This window comes from Methylophilus sp. DMC14, from assembly GCF_056314085.1.
Genome location: NZ_JBQUZA010000005.1, coordinates 72647 through 95153 on the forward strand (window position 1 = coordinate 72647; position 22507 = coordinate 95153).

A 22507-nucleotide genomic window follows, 5' to 3' on the forward strand; every position below is an offset into this window, starting at 1 on the left:
AGAAAACAAGGGATTAAGTGACCACGCTTGCAAATTGCTGTGTTGCGCGGGACCCGTGCGCAAGCCGTATCTCATCGACTGCCTTGCTTGCTGCGTTGTTAGCGCCTTGCGCTTTATGCTCATCGCTCACTTAACGCCGGATTTTCTCAATAAAACGCACCAAGTTGGTGGCGAGATCTGGCTGCTGCGATTGTTGCGCTTTAAACGCTTGCGCATGGCTGGCAAGCGCGGGTAATGCAGCGACCAGCGATTGCCACAAGTCAGGACGCCAGTGCCCGCGTGCCCAGGCCAGCATGGTTTCACGCACGGTTTCGGCAACCGAGGCTTCGGCTTGTGCCAGATAGTGATCGAGAAAGGCATTGAGTTTAACCAGATGCGTTTCTTCGCTTTGCTGATACGGCAACCATACCATGGGTTTGCCTGCCCACAATGCCCGTATCCAGCTATCCTCCCCACGGACAAAATTCACATCGCACAAGTAAAGCAGGCGGTCGTAATCCGCTTGCGATAAAAACGGAATGACGAGAAACGTACACTGCTCGCGCTGGATCGTCTCACCCACCCGCAATGGGCTGCTGCCTAGCACCTCGGCCAGCATAGGCGCGACGGTTTCTGGCACCAGCACAAACACTGGCTGGAGAGACTGCGCAAGCGACGTCACCAATGCAGCCAGCGGGGCATGCGCGTAGCAAAATAAGGAGAGCGTCAGTGTGCGAGGGGATGCGGCTATCGGCGAAGCAAATTCAAAGCTTGACCACTGCGCCGTCGCCTGCCATGCGGGCAAACTGGCCTCACGCAGCAGGCCACCGGTCTGCGGCGTAAACCCGGGGTAAAAGAAATAACGGATCAAACCATTGGCTTGTGGTGAGGGTTGTGCATGAAACCCCTCTACCCAGGGTTCTGCAGATAAGTAATCAACATTGACCCAAGTGGCAGCGCCTTGCAGCATGGCTTGCTGATAAGTCTCAGGCAAACCACAGCCAAAGGTTTCAATGACGATATCGGCCGCTGGTGAAAAATCTGCGTCTGCAGTCCAGTGCCGTATCTCAATGCGGGCATGCCCAGCACCCGCAAAACGTTCGGCCAACGCAAGATCATCCACCCACAGGCGCAGTGCAATATCGTACTCATCGGCCAATTGCCTGGCCAGGCGCCAGCACACGCCAATATCGCCAAAGTTATCCACCACTTTACAAAAAATATCCCAGCGGGCGCCAGACACAGCTTGGGAAAGTGACGCAACAGGGTGTATATGAGTCGCACACATAGGAGGAATAAAACGGGGGAATGCCGCTGAAACTCAGGAAGCGCTAGTCTACCCGATCTTGCCTGTGGTCGTCAGCCTGGTGCGTTTATGCCGCTGAGGCGGTAGTCATTTCAGCGGTTTCCAGCCAGGTCAATTGCAACAGCTTGGCATCGGTCGACGCGCGATGGGGCTCCAAAGCCATTTGCTCACGCAGACGCTGCTTGGTCTCATGCCAGATGGCTTTCTGGTCAAGCGTGAGCGTCAGGCTCAAATCCTCAAGCTTGAAGTTGGGGCTTAAGCCAGCGGCCTCATACAAGCCGTGTAACCAGACAAAGTCTTGATACCAGCCATCGGTATACACCGTTTTGCCATTGAGCATATGATTCAAATGCAAGGCAATCTCGCGTGCCGTCGCGCCATAAGTTTCCAGCGACTGACGGGATTGATGGTGTAGTTTTTCCGCTTCATCATCCCAGTGCAGCCAGTCCGCATGCGGCTGTACTTGCGCACTCCAGGTCTGCCCGCTTTTATCCACATAGCCAATTTCGACCGGATAACTGCCAGCGCCAAAGCCAGAGGCTTCAATGTCGATGATGATAGGTGGATTCATGGCAACTCTCTGCATTGTTTTTCTAATTAAGTCATCGTCAAAAAGACGGACTTCTTTAATGAAACAGAATTATACGCAGGAATATGACGTGCAAATGAATTAAAAGCATTTGTTTTCAACCGCTTATTGACATTCAGCCGCATAAACGCGGCTGAATGTCCTCCCCCTGATTCATCCAACACCAGGGGATGCAACTCAAGCGATCAATAAGGGGGCAATAAAAGCAAAGAAGCTGCCGACCAAAAAGATGACCACAGAAAACCCGTAAATCCACAGGCTTTGCCGCCGGGTTTGCTGGCATAGCTTGGCTAACTGTGGATCCACCGGGCAAGGCAAATTGCGCGCACGCCACTGCATGATGCCGGCCAGCAGCAACATGCTGCCGGCCAGGCCAAACACCAGCGGCTTATGCTCGCTGATCCAGATCAGTTGCGGAAAATGGCTGATCAGGCTGGTCAAGGTTGCCACCGAGCCGATCGCCACCAGCGTGGCTGGCAAGGCACAGCAAATCAACGTCGAGCCACTGGTGAATAGCGACAGCAGATTCAAGCGCTTGCTCGCCTGCAAATGATTGATTTCTGCGGCCATCATTTGCTACCTGCCTGGTGATCCGTCTTGGCCACTTCTGCCTGAATCGCTTCAACAGTCTGGTTCACCCGGGCCAGCTTGGCCACCGTATAGCCAGCATCTTCAATCACTTTGCTAAAGGCCGCATCGGAGACCTCTTGGCCATCTTTGAGTTGCAAGGCAACCACCCGGCTTTTCAGGTCAACAAATGCGGCCTGTTTCTGTGGCAAGGCATTGAGTTTTTTCTCGATGCCTTTGGCACAAAACGCGCAGACCATGCCGTTGACTTCGGCCTTGATCGTGGTCACGGCAAAAGCCGCAGGGGTCATTGCAGACAACATCAATGTGATCAGTAATTTTTTCATGATTCAGATTCCTTTTATTCAATATTCAATCAGGGTTAAAACACAAACATGGCATTCAGGCGCGGCGCAAAGCCCTCGCCTTGCCAGGGATTGGTCACCCCAAACTCAAGAAAGTAGTTTTTGTTGATGAGCCTTAGTGCAGGCGTCACCTGCACGGACGGATCGTTGTTGCGCATGGTTTTAACCTCCATCACAAACCATGGCTGGGTCTCGTTAAAGCCGGTTTCATAAAATGAAAACCCGGCTTGCACGGCGGCGGTGTCATAGTTCATGTGAGGGGCGCGGATCATGCGCGCCTTGGCGAGAAAATACAGCCGGGTAGACTCCACATCAAATTGCAGGCTGGGCGTATAGGCAAAGCCATCATAATGACCGCTTGCCTCGCCGACGCTGCCGTTAAACCAGACATTGGCCTGGGCAGACGGCAGGTTCCAGCGTTTGATGATGCCGGTGTAATTGATCCCGGAAATGGTGGTGGCTTGCTCGCCTTTCCCCGACATGCGCATTTGCTCGACGCCAATGGCATGCCCAAAGGTGGGCGAGTAATTTAACATCCATTCCTGGTTGTAGCGACCGATCTCGGTCATGAGCATGGCGCTGTCCTCAAACCCCATCAGCGCCGCCGCGTGGGCGGTCAAACTAATCTGGCTGAGCAAGAAGGCGCCACAGGCAACATAAAGTTGCTTAAACATATAGCCTCCATATTCAAAATGCAAAAACGCATTGTGCAAAAACGCTAGGTACGGACGGATTTGTCCTGGGCGTTAAGCGAATATGGGTGGCTTGATCGCGGGAGGGTAAGTTTGTGAGTGCACAGGATCTGCCTCAAACAAGGGGGCAGCATGAGACTGTGCGAAGAAGACAACCGCTGGAAAAGCTTGTAGATCGGCCACACCGGTGCTGACCATGCAAAAACCGCAGACACTGCACTGATGACCGGGCGCGACTTCACTATCCCCTTCAGGCATGGCATGTTCATGCGCGTCTGCCATATGGTGGCAAGGCATGGCCTCGGCCTGCGATTGCACTTGAGCAGAGCGGTCATGAGAAGACACAGCATGCGCGGCCAGATTGAAGGCCTGGTCAGCCAAGGTCATCTGCAATGACATGACGTTGGCAGCCATGACAAAGCATGGCAACCAGCAAATCAGGAACAAGCAGAGACGTTTACGCATGTCTTTAGGATAAGGCCTGGCGATGATTAGTTCAAGTCTTTGTCGATACTTTTACATGACGCTGCCAGCAGCGGGAGCGGCGCGATGCTTCCATCAGGCATAACGGATATCAATAATTTCATACTCGGTGTCGGCCCCTGGCGTCACCACATGTACGGTATCGCCCAGATTTTTGCCCAGCAGCGCTCTCGCCATCGGCGATACCCACGAAATATAGCCTTGTGAAGGATCCAACTCATCCTGGCCGACGATGCGTATGGTTTTTTCGCTGTCATCACCAAGGTTAAACAAGGTCACCCAGGCGCCAAAAAACACTTTTTCAGTATTGGTTTGCGTATGGCTGTAAACAATCTCGGCTGCTTCCATGCGTTTGGTTAAAAAGCGGATACGCGAATCAATCTGCCGCAAGCGTCGTTTGCCGTAGATGTAATCCCCATTTTCGCTGCGGTCACCGTTGCCTGCCGCCCAGCTCACCACGCGGACCACCTCTGGCCGGTCGACTTTAATCAGGTATTGAAACTCTTTCTCCAGGGCGGCATAGCCCTCGGGCGTAATATAGTTTTTTTGTTCAGCCATTCAATTCCAAATCCATTTTTTGTGCCCCGCACGCTGACTTCAGAGGCAATCCCATGCTCGCCGAGCATATCATACAACATCATGCGTCTAGTACCCGCCAAGCAGCCATTCGCCTGTTGCATCCTCCCTTTGTGAAACATTTGTGAAAGTTTGATGAAAACGCTTTAGTTCAGACCTTGTTTTACGTAAATAGGTTGAGCGTTGCAATCTGCACGCCCACACCAGCCTGATGACTGGCCGTTGTTCAAGTTTGTCCCTGAGGAATTGCATGAAAAAGTCTCTCGCCCATCTCAATGTCGGCACCCGTTTGTTTTTAAGTTATGGATTGCTGATTTTATTTACCACCTTTATTTTTGTGATTGCCTGGCGCGGGTTTAATCATATCCACCAGACCTGGCAACAGTTTGAAACCGTACAACTGACCAAACGAACCCAGATCGAAAACGCCAGCAAAGGCCTGGGGGATGCGGTACATCACTTTAAAAATTACATCCTCAGAGGCGGCCGCGAAGCCCGCAAATTTGAACAAGGCCTCACCGATATTGAACAAGCCATGCAAGCCTATGCCGCGACCGGCGCGCTCAATGCCCAGGAAAAAGAGATTTTAGGTAATATCACCCTTGCCCTGACCACTTATCGTGACGCCATGAAACGCTGCGAAGCGCTCAAAAACGAAGGCATGGGCGTGACTGAGATTGATGCGACAGTCAAAGGCGCAGACAAGCCATTAAATCATTCCCTCAGGCTGCTGATGGATATGAATACTGCAGGCGTGTCGGATGCTTCTGCGCAATTTGCATCCACCATTGCCAGCGCGAACAAGCAGATCGAAATCGCATTACTGGTGGCGATAGTCATGGCCATGCTCATCGCCTGGAAAATGACCCACTCCATCACCAGACCGCTCGATCAGGCACTGAGCATGTCGCAGCATATCGCCAATGGTCAGTTTATTGTGCAGGCAGCGGCACAAGGGAGCGACGAAACTGCCCGGCTGTTAAACGAAATGCAGCGCATGCAAGCCAATATTCAGAACATCGTGCAATCCCTGAATGAAATGTCCAGCCAGCACCGGGCCGGCATGATTGATTACCGCATAGACAGCAGCCAATTTGCGGGCGCCTATCAGCAACTGACTTCAGGCATTAACCAGATGGTCGAGGAGCATATTGAGGCGCAGAGCCAGTCTTTGCAGGTGGTCACAGCCTTTGGCGAAGGGGATTTCAACCAGCCACTGGCGGCTTTCCCTGGTCAACGCAGCTATATCAATCAGAGCATTGAGCAGGTACGCCAAAACTTCAAACGCCTGATGGAAGATGTGCATACGCTGTCAGCCGCCGCGGAACAGGGCCAACTCTCCACACGCGTGGATGAATCACGTCATCAGGGGGAATTCAGGCAGATTGTGGCCGGCTTTAACCAGACGCTGGATGCCGTGGTCACGCCCTTGCAGACCACGGCGCATTATCTGGATCAAATGGCGGCAGGCAATATTCCGACCCGGATTGACACCCAGTTTGCCGGTGACTTTAACCTGATGCAAACCAGCCTGCAGCACTGCGCACAGGCGATTCACCAGCTGATCAGCGATGTTCATCACCTGGCCTCGGACGCACAACAGGGCAAACTGGATACACGGGTAGACGTTGAAGCACACGCCGGGGATTTCCGTCAGATTATCCAGGGCATCAACCAGACCCTGGACGCGGTGGTCTCGCCACTACATGTGGCGGCAGACTGCGTGAAACGCATTGCGGCAGGAGATCTGCCCGCCCCTATCCATAACCAGTACCATGGCGACTTCAAGGTGCTGATCAACAATCTGAACACCTGCATCCTGTCCGTGAAGCGACTGGTAGCCGATACGCGCCAGATTGCCGATGAAGCCCAGCAAGGCCAACTGTATAGCCTGGTGGATGTGACGGCGCATGCTGGCGATTTCAGGCTGGCCTTGCAAGGCTCACAAGAGATTCTGCAACGCATGGTGGCGCCGATAGAAACCGTCAAGCAAGCGGCTGAAACCATACAGGTGGCTGCCGCAGAAATTGAAAAAGGTAATAACGACCTGTCACGCCGCACCGAGACGCAAGCCAATGCCCTGCAAGAAACATCAGCCAGCCTGGAAACCCTGACCAGCCATATCAAGCAAACGGCCGACCATGCGCGTCAGGCCCGCCAGCAGGCCAGTCAGGCCAACCAGATGGCCTTGCAAGGCGGCGATGCCTTTAAAGCACTGTCGTCCACCATGCAAGGTATCAATGAGACCTCGGACCAGATCGCCCAAATCACCAGCGTGATTGACAGCATTGCCTTTCAGACCAACATCCTGGCGCTGAATGCAGCGGTAGAAGCTGCGCGTGCCGGTGAAGCTGGCCGTGGCTTTGCCGTGGTGGCAGGCGAAGTGCGCAACCTGGCCACCCGCTCGGCCGCTTCAGCCAAAGAGATCAAGGAATTGATTGCCGCCTCGGTCAGCCAAACCAATATCAGTGCCAAACAAGTGGGGCAAGCCGGTCGCACCATGCAGGACATTGTGCTGGCGGTGCAACAGGTGTCCAGTAGCATAGGCGCTATCTCCGAGGCAGCCGGTCAGCAAAGTGACGGCATGCAGCAGATTTATGCCTCCATGACCGCCATCGACGAGACCACGCAGCAAAATGCCGCCTTGGTAGAAGAAGCTGCCGCGGCCGCAGAAAGCATGCTGGAACAGGTGCACACCCTGGTGGCCTCCGTCAATCAGTTCAAACTGGAGGCAACACCAGAAGAAACACTCGCCCTGCCACAACAGACGTGGCGCTTAAGTGCCTGAAGCTTGCCTAGCTCCAGGCATAAAAATGGTCAAAAAAAATGCGCCCGGCCTGGGCGCATTTTTTGTGCTTCACGGTTAATTGTAATCGTCATTCACCTTTAACACGTTATAAACGTAGTAGCTGGTCTCACCAAAGCAGCTTGACGGCACGCCCTTGTGCTCTTCATATTGCAACCGGACGCGCTCACCAGACAAGGCATTGATTTTGGGAATCACGGCCGGATCGCGCACGGTAAAGTAAAACTTCTCGGCCTGGGTGCCGGGCACGGTGACCAGCACCAACTCACCCTCCCAGGTTTTGCACAACCAGCCTTTATTGGAGAGTTTTTGCACATAGCCGACCCTGTCCCCCGATGAATACACCCAACTCAAGCTGGCCCAGGTATAGAGTGCAAACAAGGCCACCGGCAACAATAACCATAACAGCCACTTTAATACACGCATGTTTAAAATCCTGCTCTTCCGTAAATGATGAATTGTATGGCTGAATCATAAGGGATAAATCACTTGTACAGCCATATTTATTGTCATGGCTAACAGTTTGCCTTGTGGCCGCCTGGCCCTAGACTTAAGCCGGGGCTTTAAGGGCTATCGCCCGCACTTCAAACGGGTGCTGATCCAACAGCTGGCCGTGCTTGTCCCGCAGGCTTAAGACATGTTTGCCTGGGGGCGGCAAAGGAATCGTCAGTTGTGGCAAACGGCATTGGTTGATCAAGTGCTGATCCAGATACAGACAGCCCTGCCCGCTCCAGGCGGCTTGCACCAGCAAGGCTTGCTTGCGGTCGGGAATATCGGGGTCTGGCGCAATCACCGCCCCCGCCGGTGGCGCAATCAGCTGTGCTTGTAGCGGTGCCAGACGAAGGGTGGTTGTGGCTGGCAGTGGCGCATTGCCTAGCACCCATTCCTGCCGGGGAGCCTCGATGGCTGGCTCATAATGCACGGTTTGCGCCACGACACCGGCTGGCGGCACCGGCGGCGTAGACGCGCTGTCCCGGTGCAGATATTCCATGATGTCACGCCACACCGGCGCTGCGCCTGTCACGCCTGACACATCCCACATTGGCTCGCCAGAAAAGTTACCGACCCAAACCCCTACCGTATAGCGCTGGCTGTAGCCGATCGCCCAGTTGTCTCGCATGCCTTTGCTGGTGCCGGTTTTCACCGCCGCCCATCCCCGCGTCGATAATGGGCTGGACAAGCCAAAAGTCATACTGCGCGCCACCGGGTCAGACAAAATATCACCGATGATAAAGCTGGTTTGCGGAGTGAACACCTGGCGTGATGGGGACAAAGGCTTGGTGCCTGTGTGAAAACGGATTGGCTGCCACTGGCCCCCATTGGCCAGTGCCCGGTAAGCATTGGTGAGCTGGAGCAAGCTGGTTTCGGCACCGCCCAGAGCAAGGCCAAAACCATAAAAATCGGCGTCCTGCTTCAAATCCTGCAAGCCCAGCTGTTGCAGGGTGTGTAAAAAACGGTCCACACCCACCAGGGTTAACGCGCGCACGGCAGGTACATTTAACGATGAGGCGAGCGCCGTGCGCACACTGACCGCGCCATGAAAATGGCGGTCATAGTCTTGTGGAATATACAAGCCGCTGGGCGTGGTCAGTGCCAGCGGTGAGTCATCCAGCACCGAGGCGGCTTGCAACCAGCCCTGATCTATCGCCAGTGCATACAAAAAAGGCTTGAGCGTAGACCCTGGCTGCCGCAACGCGGCCACGCCATCCACCGCTGCAGCCCCGGATAAATCGCCGCTGGAGCCAACATAGGCCAGTACCTCGCCACTGGTATTGTCAAGCACCAGCACCGCGCCGTCGGTCACATGCTGGCTGGCCAGTTGAGCCAGATGGGTTTGCAATGTTTGCCGGGCAAAACGTTGCAGACTGGCATCCAAGCTGCTGCGGTCACGCTGTCCGGCCTGTGTGAGCAACCGCCTGGCCACATGAGGCGCATCATCCTGCCCGGCCATGGGGAAAGGCCGTTTCGGCAACAAGGCGGCGCGTATCCACAAGCGCTCGCAGTCTTTGCGTGCATCCTGCGTGTGCGTATGCGTCAGCACATCGCAAGCACGCCTGGCCAGACGTGAAGCACTGGCGGCTGGCGCCCGCACCAACGCTGCCAGCAAGGCGGCATCCAGACGATCCAGTGCCGCCGGGCCTTTGGCCAGCAAGCCACGCGCGGCCGCATCGATGCCCACCAGTTCGCCACGAAACGTCACCCGATTTAAATACGCCTCCAGAATCTGGTTTTTCTGCCAATCATGATCAATGGCCAGTGCCAGGCGAATTTGTGCCAGCTTGAAGCGCCATGGTGAGGTGTTTGAAAAGCCGGGCTGGGTGTCTTGCAGCCATAACTTGGCTAACTGCATGGTCAATGTACTCCCGCCGCGTCGATGCGGGCGATGCAGGTTATCCCAGATGGCAGACAACAGGGCCCACGGATCCACCCCCGCATGCTGATAAAAGCGCTTGTCCTCGGCCACCAGCATGGCCTGCTGCAAGCGTGGGGAAATCTGTGCCAGCGGCACCCAGTCCAGCCTGCGGTAATCATGATTCAGGCGCAAGCGTTGCAGCGGTGCGCCATGTCGATCCAGCAGCCAGGCCTCTGAACTCTGGCTGTGTTGCTTAAACTGGCCGAAGTCTGGCACCTTCACTGTCGCCACCCACAGGATCAGCAAGCAGATTCCGGCCAGCAGGGCCAGCACTGCGCAAAGCCACGGACGACTGCGCAGGCTGAACCACAATGGCAGGAGGAAACGTCGCATCAATCTCACTGTACCTGCATGGCAGGCACCGGCAACTCGGCAAACACTTCTGGCGCATACATAGCCTCCACCCGGCTGCCAGGCAGGCTGAACTGGCCGGGCTGATTGAGTCTGACCGTATATTCGACCGTGAATTTACCCTTGGGCACGTAGGCATAATAAGCCCTGAAACCATCCAGTGCGCGCTCTTCATAGGCCGGGCGTTGCCAGCCCAGGCGTTGCTCGTTTTGCGTCAGTTGCTGGCTGTCTCCGCCCAGGCCACTGCCGAGGATGGTCGCGCCACTGGGCACCGGGTCATTGATGACCACCCAGGTCATGTCGGCTTGCGCCTCTACCGTGAGACGGACGCGGTAGACATCGCCCCGTTGCCAGCGGCCAGCCGTTTTTTGCGACACTGGCATGACTTCACGTTGCAAGCGATAGCCGGCAAACAGCGGGGCTTGCAACGGTAAAGCCGCTTTAGCGGTGACAAATGCCCAAGGCTTGCCTTCACCCTGTTGCTGGATTTGCAGCGGAGCTGCCGCCTGCGGCCAGGCATACTGCGTCAGCAATCCCCCCGCTTCGGCCCAAGGCGCTGGCTGGGTGGCGCTAGTCATTGCTTTAGCAGGCTTGGCAAAGGCGGCACGTGACCAAGGCAAATGCTGGCTTTGCCCGGCCAAGCTAAGCTCGACCTGGCCAGTCACCGCCGTCTGTTCATGGGCTTTCTGGAAATGCCGCAACGCCAGCACGCCCCAGGCATTGGCCAAGGTGGTCCGCCAATGGCCGGCCTGTTGTCGCGACAACAGGCCACGGGCGAGACGGCCCGCATCCTCGGCAGGCAATTGCGGGTCTGCCGCCAGCAAGTCCAGCGTACGCGCCGCATTCACGTCGGGCGACACCATCAACCACCACAAGTCATCCTGTTTTTCAGTCGAAAATGTGAACTGCGTGCCTGAGACCATCCAGCGCGATTGCAGCACCTGCATGGCCTGGGCGCGCTTTTGCTCAGCCTCTGGCAGCGCTGGCATGTGTTTGAGTATGGATAACCAGTCAATCACGCCTGAGGTCGGCCACAGCTCGGGACGAATCTCCAGCGCGTCCAGCATTTCTGGTCTGGCATGGTCATAGCGTGCCAGGGCATCAATCGCCGCCAGCTTGCGCAACACGACATCTGCCGTTTGAATGCTGCCATAGCGGTGAATGCGGCCAGCGACAAAATCTTCCAGCCCTTTGAGCATGCGCTCACGCGCGGTGTCCGGGATGTCATAGCCTGCAGCATCGGCAATTTGCAATAAATAACTGGTGAGGCTGTCATCGCCTTGCAACCAATCCATAGGGAAATAACGCGCCAGGCCATCGCCATCGAGGTGCTGCCCCAGACTGAGCATCACGCTATTCCAGCGGGCCTGATCCTCCAGCGTCACCGCCACCGAGGCGCGCTGTTCCAAACAGATATAGGGATAGCGCTGCATCCATTCGCGCACGCTGCCCAGACTACCGACCAGCGAGCGGTTAAGCCGCACGTCTATACCACCCCGGCCCGGTACCGCCTGCGCTGGCGCTTGTACCGTCATCTGCCAGGGCTGACCAGCTTGCAACTGCTGTATGGTCTGCTGGTAGACACGAACCGGATACGCGGCACCGACCTGCTGGTGAACTTTTAAGCGGTCTTTGATCTGCAAGCGATTTGGGGGTTGCGCGCTAGACTCGCCGACCACCGCCGCGTCTATTTGCCAGTCCAGGCCGGTCAGGTTGTAAGGCACGCGGACCGCAAACGCCAGCGTCGCCGCCTGACCAGCGGCCAGCTTGACGCGCTGCGGTTTGGGTGCGCCCTCAACACCTAACGGAGTAGCAGTCACTTGCGTGGTGAGGGGCCGCTGGCTGGCATTGCGCACGGTCACCATCGCCTGCAGCTGGTCGCCTTCACGCACAAACGGCGGCAATCCAGAAAACAGCATCAGGTCTTGCGTGGTGCGGATCAGCGCACTGCCTGAGCCAAAACGGGATGCACCGGCATGGGCAATCGCAGCAATCCGGAAACTGGTCAAGGCATCATTCAGTGGGATGCTGACACTGGCCTGGCCATGTTTATCCAGCTTGATCACGGGCTTCCACAGCAGCAAGGTATCAAACAGCTCGCGTGCGTTAGCGCCTTGTCCGCCACCGCCGCCTGGCGCGACGGCTTTTTTACCAAAGTGGCGTTTACCGATTACCTGTGACTGTGCCGTTGAGGTATAGACCTCAATCGGCCGCCGCTGCATCATGGCCTCCAGCAACTGCCAGGAATCCGGCTTGGCCAGTTGCAGCAAGCCTTCATCCACTGCAGCCAGTGCCACCTCAGCATTCGAGAGCGGCTTGCCTGCCGGGTCTGTCACCGTCAGCTTCACCTTGGCCTGCTCGCGCACCCGGTAAACCGTACGTTCAGGCTCCACCTTGACCTTGAGGGCATACCCCTGCCAGCCCACCTTGATTTGCGTCATGCCGAGCTTGAAGGCAGGCTTGCTTAAATCCACCAGCGCGGTCGGCCGCGTATCCACTTCAACCGGCAAATGATCGACCAGGCCTAAAAACTGGCCCACCTGATAGACCATGCGCTTGAGCCAGGCAAAGCGTCCGGGCGCTTGCGGATCAACCCGGCCACGCACCACCATCACCGACACATAAGCATTGGGTCCATATTCGGCCGCAATCGGCACCTTGACGATGGGCGACTTCATGCTGATCTTGCTGACAAACGAAGCCAGTACGCCTTCACGCTCCACCGTCACCAGGGCTGTCGCTTCGCGGAAAGGCATGCGCACTTCAAATTGCGCCGTTTCGCCCGGGGCATATTCGCGCTTGTCAGCCAGAATATCAATGCGGTCGCTGGCGCCTGCGCTATACCAGCCGTCTTCGTCAGCCACATACACTTCCTGGCTGGCGATGGCAGGCTGTTTTTTGCTGTCTTTGGTGGTTGCCACCAGAATCAATTCGCCACTGGCTGGAGCTGCCCCCTTGCAACTCAGCAAGCCCTGGCCATCGGTTTGCCCATCGCAAACCGCGCCCACATGTTTGACTTCAGCGGTTTGTTCATACGCATAAAACCCGCCCAGCAACCGTTTACGGTAGGCATAGGTATGCCGCTGGTAGGCCTCAACAGCGACCGTCTGCCGCACCAGCGGTTTGCCTGTGCTATCCAGCGCCAGCACCTTAAACGCTAGGCTCTCCTGCGTCGCAAAATAACTGTCCATTTTAATGCCCAGATTCACAGCCGAGGGCAGCAGCAGCGCTTGCGTGGCTGCCGTCAGTATCTGGCCGTTGGGGTCGGCATATTCCATCTCCACCTGCAAGGCATGGGCGGTACGTACACTGGGCAAACGGTCAAACGTGACACGCGCACCGCCACTGCCATCCAGCGTCACTGCCTGCGTGCGGGGCGGGTAGCGCTTGTCACTGTCAGCAGACGCTTGATCCGAGGATTGCCCATCACTCCAGCCTTCTTCCGGGTCATAAGAAAAAGGTTGTATGGCGTGCAGCCCTTCCTGTGGCCGCTCGCCGCCAAAGCTAAACGCCTCATACTGGCCAAACTGCTGGGTATAAGGCTCTAGCCGGCTGCGGAATTTGACCGGCAAGCCTGCCGCAGGTCCACCCGCCAGATAGTTGAGTTGCACATCGACCTGCAATTGACGCTGGTTGATCACGGGTGCGGCAGGCGGTTTGAGGCTGGCATGCATCAGGGGTACGCGGTATTGCTCAACCCTAAAATGCCCCATCGTTACCTCCATGCCATCGACATTCATGGTCACGACATAGGTACCCAGCTTGGCCTCTTTGGGGATTGCCCAGCTGGACGTCCCGGCCGCATTGGCCCAGCGCACCGCGCGCGTCTCGGTTTCGCCGCTGCCCTGATGCGTCAGGGTAATTTCATCCGGTAAACGCTCGGGCAGACGCAGTCCCTTGCCAGTATGCATGCGCACAAAGTGCTTCATGGAGACGGTTTCACCGGCGCGGAACAAGGGGCGGTCAAACACCGTATGCGCCAGTACCGGGCCTGCGGTCTCGCCGCCGCCCAAGTTAAACTGCCAAGGGCTGAGGCCATCATCCCACTGTGAAAACATAAACGACAAATCATCGTCTTTGCGTGCCGTGACCAGATGACCGTAACAACTTTTTCGGTAATTGTCTTCGAGCGCCTGTGCAATATTTGCGCGGCCCTGGCGGTCGGTTTTGCCTTGCCAGAGCAAGACGCCATCGCAGGTGGACACCCTGACTTCGGCCCCTGAAACCGGTTTGGCATTATCCAGCCGCGTCACCCATACCAGCGAGGACTCATGACCTTTTTTATAATGCACGGCCAGGTTGGTCACCAATGCACTAGAGGAGACAAAATAAGGTTTTTGTTCGCCATGCAAAGCCGCACCCAGGCGGTCACTGGCAAATTCGACCACATAGAATCCCGGCTTTTGCAGCGGGATGCCCAACACCTCAAACGTTTTCTGCCCTTGCCTGCGCGGCAGGCGGATCTCACTGGAAGTCACCTCCTGATTGCCAATTAGCAACGGGATTTCCCCCTCGCGCGGGTAACGGTCATGCGCTTTCAAAAAGGCGTCAGACTCCCCACTGCCATAAGGATGCTGGGTGACTTTAAAATACCAGGCAGCTAATTCGGCATCATCTTCTGGTTGCAAGCGGCCCATACGGCCAGATTGCTCGGCATTGGCGCCGGGGGTAATGCGCGCGCCTTGCAAGGTAACCTCGACATTACGCACCGTCACCGGCAAGGCAGGTTGGGCATAACGCTCCAGAATGCCAAATTTTGCGGGGAACTTGATCAAGGGCGGATCGACATCCATTGTCATCGCCAACGGGAAAGCGCGCGCATTGACCGGCACGCGCCCGGCATCGTCTTTAAAGTCACCTGGCAATTGCAGCACCACCCGGCTATTCGCGGTAAACGGTCCTTTAAATTGCACCGACTCCAAGGTCTCACCTTGTGCAGAGTCTGCAATCACCGGTTTTTGCGTGCTGCCATCCGGCAGTTTGAGGCGGATGGCTTCAGCCAGGCGACGACTGACGGGCGCATTAAACTGTACCTGTATCGGCAATACTGGAATACAGCCGGCCTTGGCATTGGTGCGTGTACAGCTTGCATTCACCTTAAACGCATCGCGGACTTTAAACCGCAGCACTTGCGGCTTGTTAGCAACCACGCCACTAACCGAGGTGATGCCTGCATCCCAATGCAAACTCACCTCACTGCCCGCTGGCAATGGGCGGCTACATTGCGCGACCACAATGTTTGCCTGCTGCATACGGCGGTCTTTGACCGAGAGCAGACCTTGCTGGGCATTTTTAAACAACACCGAAAACAACTGGCTGGCGCGGTCTTTTTGCTCACGCAGAATCTGCTCGCGGGCCTGGCCCGTGATCAACTTGAGCGGAAATAACTCGCCCACCCCTTGTATGCTGCAAGCCGCATGCTGCTTGACACTGTCCTCATTGACGGGGGCATCCAGCCCCAGCAAAAACACTTGCGACTCATCGATATATTCGATGCCCTCTTCTGGCAGCGAGGTGACGATGGCTGGCCCACCGGTTGAAAAATTGAAAGATTGCGACGGAACAGGGGTACCCGCGATAGTCTGCAACCCTTTTTTAACAGAAAAGCGGCATTGCAAACCGGCCGGTAAATCGGTCTCAAAGTCATACACCCACTGCCTGTCATCCAGCCAATGCCCCTGCCCTTTGGCATCGCATTGAATGTCAAACGGTGCAGGCAAGCGCGGGTCGCCAAAAGCCACCATGGGCAGCGAAAACCGGGCGCTGACTTGTCTGACCGCCTTCACCTCGCCTTGCGGTGCAAAGGTCACGCGCGCTTGCGTGTCCGCGTCTGCAGCTAAGACATTTCCTGCCAGCAACCCTTGCCAGAGCACACAACAGACAGACAGCCAACTTGCAGTCATCCAGTCGCTGGCAAAGCGCTCAGAAAACCGCGCCGGTTGTGCGCAAACAGCGTGTGTCAAAAAACGGGCCAGCATAGCGTGATCCTTCATATGGCAAAAACGCGGACGAAAGGGCAGCGCTAATCATTCAAATGGCTATGCCAGACAAGGCGCGATTACAAACGTTAGTCGCCGCATATCGTTGCTATGTGAGGAGAAATTTTTTTATAAGCAACGCCGTATCGCGACGCAAGTTGAATGATTAGAGGTGCCCGAAAAGGACATTATCTTATAAAATGGGCTGTTGGTTAATGACACTTTGCTGAACATGCCTAGCGCTTTCCTCCCTCCCTCATCCACACCAGCGGCGACCATCCTCTGTGCTTCGGCCCGCCTGGCGCAAGGGATCCGGCAATGGTTATCGTCCAGCTATCAGCAGCAAGGGCTGTCGCAATGGCAGGCGCCACAGGTGTTCCCGCTGCAAGACTGGCTGCACCAACTCACGGAGCAAGCCATTTTATGTGGCCGCATTGCCGTGGCAGATGCCCCGGCAGGCATGCTTTCCTCAACCCAGGAGGCGCTGCTGTGGGAACAAGCGATTCAGCATTGCCTGCGTCAGCATGACCACCTCGATTTATTAAACACTAATGGCCTCGCCAGTGCGGCGATGGAGGCGAACCGCTACCTGATTGAGTGGAATATCAGCCTGGATATGGATGCAGCCAGTGAGGAGACCCGCCAGTTCATGCAGTGGCGCCAGCAATTTCAGATGCTATGCAAGCAAAGTGGCTATCTTGAGGGCGTGCGTTACCAAGCCTGGCAATTGGCGCAACTGCAACAGGGCTTGCTACCGTTGCCCGAGCGCATTGCCCTGGCCGGGTTTGACCGTATCAATCCGCATTTGCAGCGTCTGATCGACCGTTTGCAAGCCGCAGGGGTGACCGTAGAGACCTTTGAACATCGCATCCCCGCGCAGCAGGTGCAGCGCATGGCCTTTGCTGAGAGCCAGGACGAAATGCGCGCTGCCGTGCATTGGGCCAAGCAGACACTCAGCACCCACAAACAGGCCAGGCTGGCCATCGTGGTGCCAGACCTGGAAGCCGTGCGCGACACACTGGCCAATCTGCTGGATGACACCTTTCATCCTGAGGCCTTGCATCCTGCGCATGCCGAAATCCCCCGCTGTTATGAGTTTTCGCTGGGCACGCCGTTAACGCGCTGGCCGCTGGTGAATACCGCCTTAACCCTGTTGCGGCTGGCGTTTCAACACACGCCGCTGGCACAAACCGAGCTGTCAGCGCTGCTGGCGGATGTGTATTGGTCACAAGCCCTGTTTGAAGCCGATGCGCGCGCCGCGCTGGACGCCGAAATGCGCCGCCAGTTGCCGTTGCAAGTCAAGGCCACGACCTTTGCGCGGTTTATTACCCGCAAGCAGCAAGATGAGCATGCGATTCATAGTCCGGCGCTATTACAAGACCTCAACGCCTTGCTGACCACGGCCAGACAGCTGCCGGCCAAACAACTGCCTTCGGCCTGGGCCAAGAGCCTGACGGCACTGCTCACCGCCAGCCATTGGCCAGGCGAGCGCAGCCTGTCCAGTCATGAGTACCAGTGCCAACAATCGTTTTACAAGGTCATGGCGCAACTCGGTGCGCTGGATGCCTGGCTGGGCCCCATCCCGGCCACCACCGCCATCCAGCGGCTGACACAATTATGTCAGGCACAGATTTTTCAACCGCAAACCGTGCGCCAGCCCAACCTCACCGTCATGGGCATGCTGGAAGCCAGTGCCCAGCCGCTGGACGGGGTGTGGGTAATGGGCATGAACGACCATGTGTGGCCCCCGCTGTCGCGCACCAATGCCTTGATCCCGGCCGAGCTGCAACGGCAGGCAGGCACGCCCAATGCCAGCAGTGAGGTGCAAATCGCCTTTGCCAGCCAGATTCACCAGCGCCTGCTGGGCACGGCGCACCAGGTTATTTTTTCTTATGCGCAAAAAGAAGGTGACCGCCTGTTGCGCATGAGCCCGCTGATTCAAGACATTGCCGAAGTCGCTGCCAGTGCCGGGGTCGCCACGCTGGCTGAGATGCTAGCCACCAGCCAGCCCGAGCACTGGCAATGGTTAGACGACCACCAGGCCCCGCCCGTGCAAGAAGGCGAACATGTGAGCGGCGGCACCGGCCTGCTGCGTGCGCAGGCGATTTGCCCGGCGTGGGCGTTTTACCAATACCGGCTTAAAGCCCGCAAACTGGAGACGCCGCATAACGGGCTGGATGTCATGCAGCGCGGCGACCTCATCCACCGCGTGATGGCGGCATTTTGGCAACAACCGCGCGAGGACTGGAAAAGCTGTGCTGAAGAGGAATTAAAAAGTCAGCTGGACGCCCTTGCCGCGCAAGTCATGGCTGAATTCAATACCGAGTTTTCGCAGCCGTTTACAGAGGTGTTTTGCCAGCTCGAAGCCGAGCGCCTGAGCAAACTCGCCCTAACCTGGCTGCTGCAAGTCGAACGCGAGCGCATGCAATCGTTTACCGTGTCACTGATTGAAAAAACCTTTAAGCCGCTGATTGAAGGCATCCAGGTCAAACTGGTGATAGACCGCGTGGATACGCTGGCAGATGGCCGCCTGGTGGTGATTGATTACAAAACCGGCAGCATGCCTGACACCAAAAACTGGGCCAGCGATAAAATCACCGAACCACAACTGCCCATTTATGCCGCCTTTATTTTGCAAGACGCCGAGATTGCGGCGGTTTGCTTTGGCAAGCTGCGGCTGACGGATGGTGGCTTTGCCGGCATCGCCGCCGAAGAAGATATTGTGCCTGGCGTCAAAGCGTTTAATCACGAAAAAAACAAATTGTTTGACCCGGCAGACTTTCCCGACTGGCCGTCGATTCTGCAGCACTGGCGGACGCAAATCACGCTGACCGCGCAAGCCCTCAAGGCGGGCGAGGCAGCAGTGCTATTTGAGGCGGAGCAGGATCTGGATTATTGCGATGTGTTGCCTTTGCTCAGACTGCCAGAGCGGCAATTGCAGTTTGAGCACTTGCAATCTGGCCTCTTGCAATCGGCGCACTTGAAATCAAAAGGTGCCGCATGATGCACTCAGAAACACCATCAACGATGACAGCAGAGACCGTTTTGTCAGAGGCGCTGACACTGGATGCCGCCAACCGTGAACGCGCGCTGGCGCTGGAGTCCTTTATTGTCGAGGCCCCGGCGGGCGCGGGCAAAACCGAGTTGCTGACCCAGCGTTTTCTCAAGTTGCTGCAAACCGTGCAGGCCCCCGAAGAAATTATCGCCATCACCTTTACCAACAAGGCCGCTTCGGAGATGCGCGTACGGATTCTGGATAGCCTGTTGCTGGCGGCCAGTGGCGTGGCGCCCGAAGCCGCGCACAAGAAAATCACGTTTGCGCTGGGCCAGCAAGCCTTGCAGCGCTCGGCCGCGCTCAACTGGCAATTGCTGCAAAGTCCGGCCCGTTTGCGGATTTACACCATAGACTCCTTATGTGCCAACCTGGCGCGGCAAATGCCGTTGCTGAGCCGCTTTGGCACGCAACCGGCGGTGACAGAAGATGCCTGGCCTTATTACCGCGAAGCCGCCGGGCTGGCGCTGCAAAGCATGGATGAGCCGGTGCTGGGCGAACCGGTGCGGCGAGTGTTGCGCTATATGGATAATGACCAGGCCAGGCTGGAAGCCCTGCTCATGTCCATGCTGGCCAAGCGCGAACAATGGCTGCATCACAGCCAGACCGGGCACACACTGTCTGGGCAAATGGCACTGGTGCATTTAATTGAAGGTGAGCTGGCGCAGATTCACCAGCATCTGCCCGCCCGTTTGCAACAGGCGCTGATGCCCATTGCGCGCTATGCTGGCAGTCAACTCCCAGACACGCACGCCATCGCTCTGCTACGCGATTGGCAAGTGGCCTTGCAACCTCGCCTGGCCGATTTGCCGAACTGGCGCGCCCTGGCCGAGTTGTTATTGACCGGCACGGGGGGGCTGCGCAAACGGCTGGATAAAAACATGGGACTGCCTGCCACCGACGAAGCCAAGCCTTACAAGGAGGCCTTGACCGAGATTCTGGACGGCCTGGCACAAGATCGCCGCGCAGAAATCAGCCTGGCGCGCATCCGCATGCTGCCAGACCCCAACGCCCGTGACGAAGCGCTGATTGCAGACTTGAGCCAGCTGTTGAATATTGCGGCGGCCCAGCTCTGGCTGCACTTTCAGTCACAAAACGAAGTCGATTTTGTCGAGATCGCCCAGCGCGCCTTGCAAGCGCTGGTAGAAGGCGGCGAAGCGAGCGAGCTGGCTATGCGGCTGGACTACCGCATACAGCATCTGCTGGTCGATGAGTTTCAGGATACCAGCCCGATGCAGATCGACCTGCTCAAGGCGCTGACGCGCGGCTGGCAAGCGGGCGATGGCCGTACCCTGTTTACCGTGGGCGATCCCATGCAGTCGATTTACCGCTTTCGCAAAGCCAATGTTGGCCTGTTTTTGAATGCGGCCGAATTCGGCATCGGCGACATCGCGCTGACCCCGCTCAAATTGTGGCGTAATAACCGCTCGTGCCCGGCAGTGGTCGAGTGGATCAACCAGACCTTTAAAGGCATGCTGCCGTCTGAGGATGCCCCGCAGCAAGGGGCGATTGCCTATCGTCCCTTTGTCGCCACGCGCCCGTCCCTGGCTGGCGAGGGCGTATTTGTGCATCCGCTGATCCAGCCGGTCAGCGAACATGAAGAAGAGGAACCGGCAGACCTGCGGCGACTCGAAGCCGAACAGATTATCCGCATTATCCAGCAGACACGTGCCGAACAGCCAGATGCCACCATTGCCGTGCTGGTGCGTGCACGCAAGCACTTGCATGCGCTGGTCACCGAAATGCGGCGCAACCATGCCGAGTTGAGCTTTCAGGCGGTGGAGATTGAAGAGCTGGCAAACCGCCAGATTGTGCAAGACCTGCTGACGCTGACCTACGCCCTGCACCAGCGGGCTGACCGTGTGCATTGGCTGGCCTTGCTGCGCGCACCCTGGTGCGGGCTGACGCTGGCCGACCTGCATGCCTTGATCGGCCAGGACGGGCAACGCAGCGTCATGAGTCTGCTCGAAGACGAACAAGTGATGGCACGCCTGAGTGCAGATGGCCAGGCCCGCGCCCGCCATGTGCGTGAGATCATGCAAACGGCCTTGCAATGGCGGTCCCGCACCGCCACCAGCCGCTGGGTGCACAACACCTGGTTGCGGCTGGGCGGCGCACACTGCTTATGGAACGAAAACGATGTGCAAGATGTGCAGGCGTTTTTTGCCCGTATTGCCGCGCTCGAGCAACACGGCCAGTTCAGCCCGCAAAGCCTGGCCGAAGATGTGAAAAAACTGTATGCCGCCCCCGATGCCAAAGCCGATGACCGCTTGCAATTCATGACCATCCACAAATCCAAGGGTCTGGAGTTTGACACGGTCATTCTGCCGGGCCTGGATGGCAGCAACCCACCCGATGACGCCAAGCTGGTGATTTGGGAAGAAGTCACGACGGCCGATGGTGACGTCGCACTGGTCGCGGCACCCTTTGTACCCACAGCCCTCAAGCGGCAGCACTCCGGTGTCACGCCCTACGATTACCTGAATGACCTCGACAAAACCCGTGCGGCCTATGAAGACGCCCGCGTGCTGTATGTCGCCGCCACGCGCGCCGAGCGCCAGTTGCATCTACTCGGCATTGCCAGGCCGGATAAAAATGGTGACGCGCAACCCCGTAAAAATACGTTTTTACAGCTGCTGTGGCCAGCCGTGAGTACGCATTTCAATCGCGAACAAGATATCGTGATCCGCTACCCGCAACAAAGCCAGCAGGCAGATATCCGACAGTTTGTGCCCAAGCTGATCCGCTTGCCGCAAGCCACCAGTCCCGCCCTCTTGCAACCCAGCACCGATCTCGCGCGCGCTTATGATGCCACGCCCCCCGCAGACAGCACCGCAAGCAGCCTGGAGGCCAATATCGGCACCCTCGCCCACCTTTACCTGCAACTGATCGCCGAGCAAGGCCTGGCCGCCTGGCAAGCCCACGCCAGCACGAGTTGCCAGTCATTGCTGGCAGCCATGCAACGCTGGTTTTCGCAACAAGGTTATGCTGAAGCGGAGGCTGTGCCAGCCAGCCAGCAAGTGGCGACGCTACTCACCACCACGCTGCAATCAGCGGATGGCCGCTGGGTGCTCGCTGACCATCCGCAAGCAGCCTCTGAGCTGGCGATTGAGCAACTTGCCGCCAGTAAAAAAGTCATAGACCGTACTTTTGTTGCCGAGGGTGTACGCTGGATTGTCGATTACAAATCGGCCCCCGTTACAGCAAGTGATGCTTTACCCAGCCTGGCAGCCACGTTCAAGCCACAATTAGCTGCCTATGCCCAGCTGTTTGCGGCCGAAGGCTTGCCGGTGAAAACGGCTATTTTATTTTTAAGCGCAGGCAAACTCGTGCCTGTGGAGATTCTTTGA

The 22507-nt window shown here is 57.0% G+C and carries 13 protein-coding genes; 3 read left to right on the plus strand and 10 right to left on the minus strand.

Annotation, left to right across the window (positions count from 1 at the left end; all coding sequences use genetic code 11):
- Positions 1–130: 130 nt before the first annotated feature.
- The 7 genes from earP to greB all read right to left on the minus strand — a co-directional run bounded on the left by earP (position 131) and on the right by greB (position 4539).
- Positions 131–1267 (minus strand): elongation factor P maturation arginine rhamnosyltransferase EarP, encoded by a 1137-nt coding sequence (earP, locus tag ACT53C_RS11075; protein WP_476146163.1) that lies wholly within the window; start codon positions 1265–1267, stop codon positions 131–133.
- A gap of 85 nt (positions 1268–1352) precedes the next feature.
- Positions 1353–1856: a 3'-5' exoribonuclease gene (locus tag ACT53C_RS11080; RefSeq protein ID WP_275356874.1), complete on the minus strand. Its 504-nt coding sequence runs from the start codon at positions 1854–1856 to the stop codon at positions 1353–1355.
- A 195-nt stretch (positions 1857–2051) separates the two neighbouring features.
- The gene (locus ACT53C_RS11085) at positions 2052–2444 is read right to left on the minus strand and encodes a hypothetical protein (protein WP_275357220.1); all 393 of its coding nucleotides are present in this window, start codon (positions 2442–2444) and stop codon (positions 2052–2054) included.
- Complete coding sequence (locus ACT53C_RS11090) at positions 2444–2788, minus strand: heavy-metal-associated domain-containing protein (RefSeq protein ID WP_476146165.1); 345 nt, start codon at positions 2786–2788, stop codon at positions 2444–2446. Before ACT53C_RS11090 ends, ACT53C_RS11085 begins: the two co-directional genes overlap by 1 nt.
- Before the next feature lie 35 nt (positions 2789–2823).
- Positions 2824–3480, minus strand: coding sequence for a hypothetical protein (locus tag ACT53C_RS11095; protein WP_476146167.1), 657 nt, complete (start codon positions 3478–3480; stop codon positions 2824–2826).
- Positions 3481–3552: 72 nt separating this feature from the next.
- Positions 3553–3963, minus strand: coding sequence for a hypothetical protein (locus ACT53C_RS11100; RefSeq protein ID WP_338657244.1), 411 nt, complete (start codon positions 3961–3963; stop codon positions 3553–3555).
- Between the two features lie 93 nt (positions 3964–4056).
- The gene (gene greB / locus ACT53C_RS11105; RefSeq protein WP_194747074.1) at positions 4057–4539 is read right to left on the minus strand and encodes a transcription elongation factor GreB; all 483 of its coding nucleotides are present in this window, start codon (positions 4537–4539) and stop codon (positions 4057–4059) included.
- A 268-nt stretch (positions 4540–4807) separates the two neighbouring features.
- On the opposite strand from greB, the gene ACT53C_RS11110 reads away from it, so the two are divergent.
- Positions 4808–7345, plus strand: a complete 2538-nt coding sequence (locus ACT53C_RS11110) for a methyl-accepting chemotaxis protein (protein WP_476146170.1) — start codon at positions 4808–4810, stop codon at positions 7343–7345.
- 75 nt (positions 7346–7420) lie between these two features.
- On the opposite strand, the gene ACT53C_RS11115 is transcribed toward ACT53C_RS11110, so the two are convergent.
- From ACT53C_RS11115 to ACT53C_RS11125, 3 genes are all read right to left on the minus strand, one after another.
- A complete protein-coding gene (locus ACT53C_RS11115; protein ID WP_275356879.1) occupies positions 7421–7789 on the minus strand; it encodes a hypothetical protein in 369 nt (122 codons plus the stop codon).
- 124 nt (positions 7790–7913) lie between these two features.
- The gene (gene pbpC, locus ACT53C_RS11120; protein ID WP_476146172.1) at positions 7914–10109 is read right to left on the minus strand and encodes a penicillin-binding protein 1C; all 2196 of its coding nucleotides are present in this window, start codon (positions 10107–10109) and stop codon (positions 7914–7916) included.
- A 5-nt stretch (positions 10110–10114) separates the two neighbouring features.
- Positions 10115–16105 (minus strand): alpha-2-macroglobulin family protein, encoded by a 5991-nt coding sequence (locus ACT53C_RS11125; RefSeq protein WP_476146174.1) that lies wholly within the window; start codon positions 16103–16105, stop codon positions 10115–10117.
- Positions 16106–16337: 232 nt separating this feature from the next.
- Between ACT53C_RS11125 and ACT53C_RS11130 the strand changes: the two genes are divergently transcribed.
- Both ACT53C_RS11130 and ACT53C_RS11135 read left to right on the plus strand, forming a co-directional pair.
- Entirely contained in the window at positions 16338–19109 is a 2772-nt protein-coding gene (locus ACT53C_RS11130; protein ID WP_476146176.1) for a PD-(D/E)XK nuclease family protein, read from the plus strand.
- Positions 19106–22507 (plus strand): UvrD-helicase domain-containing protein, encoded by a 3402-nt coding sequence (locus ACT53C_RS11135; RefSeq protein WP_476146178.1) that lies wholly within the window; start codon positions 19106–19108, stop codon positions 22505–22507. Before ACT53C_RS11130 ends, ACT53C_RS11135 begins: the two co-directional genes overlap by 4 nt.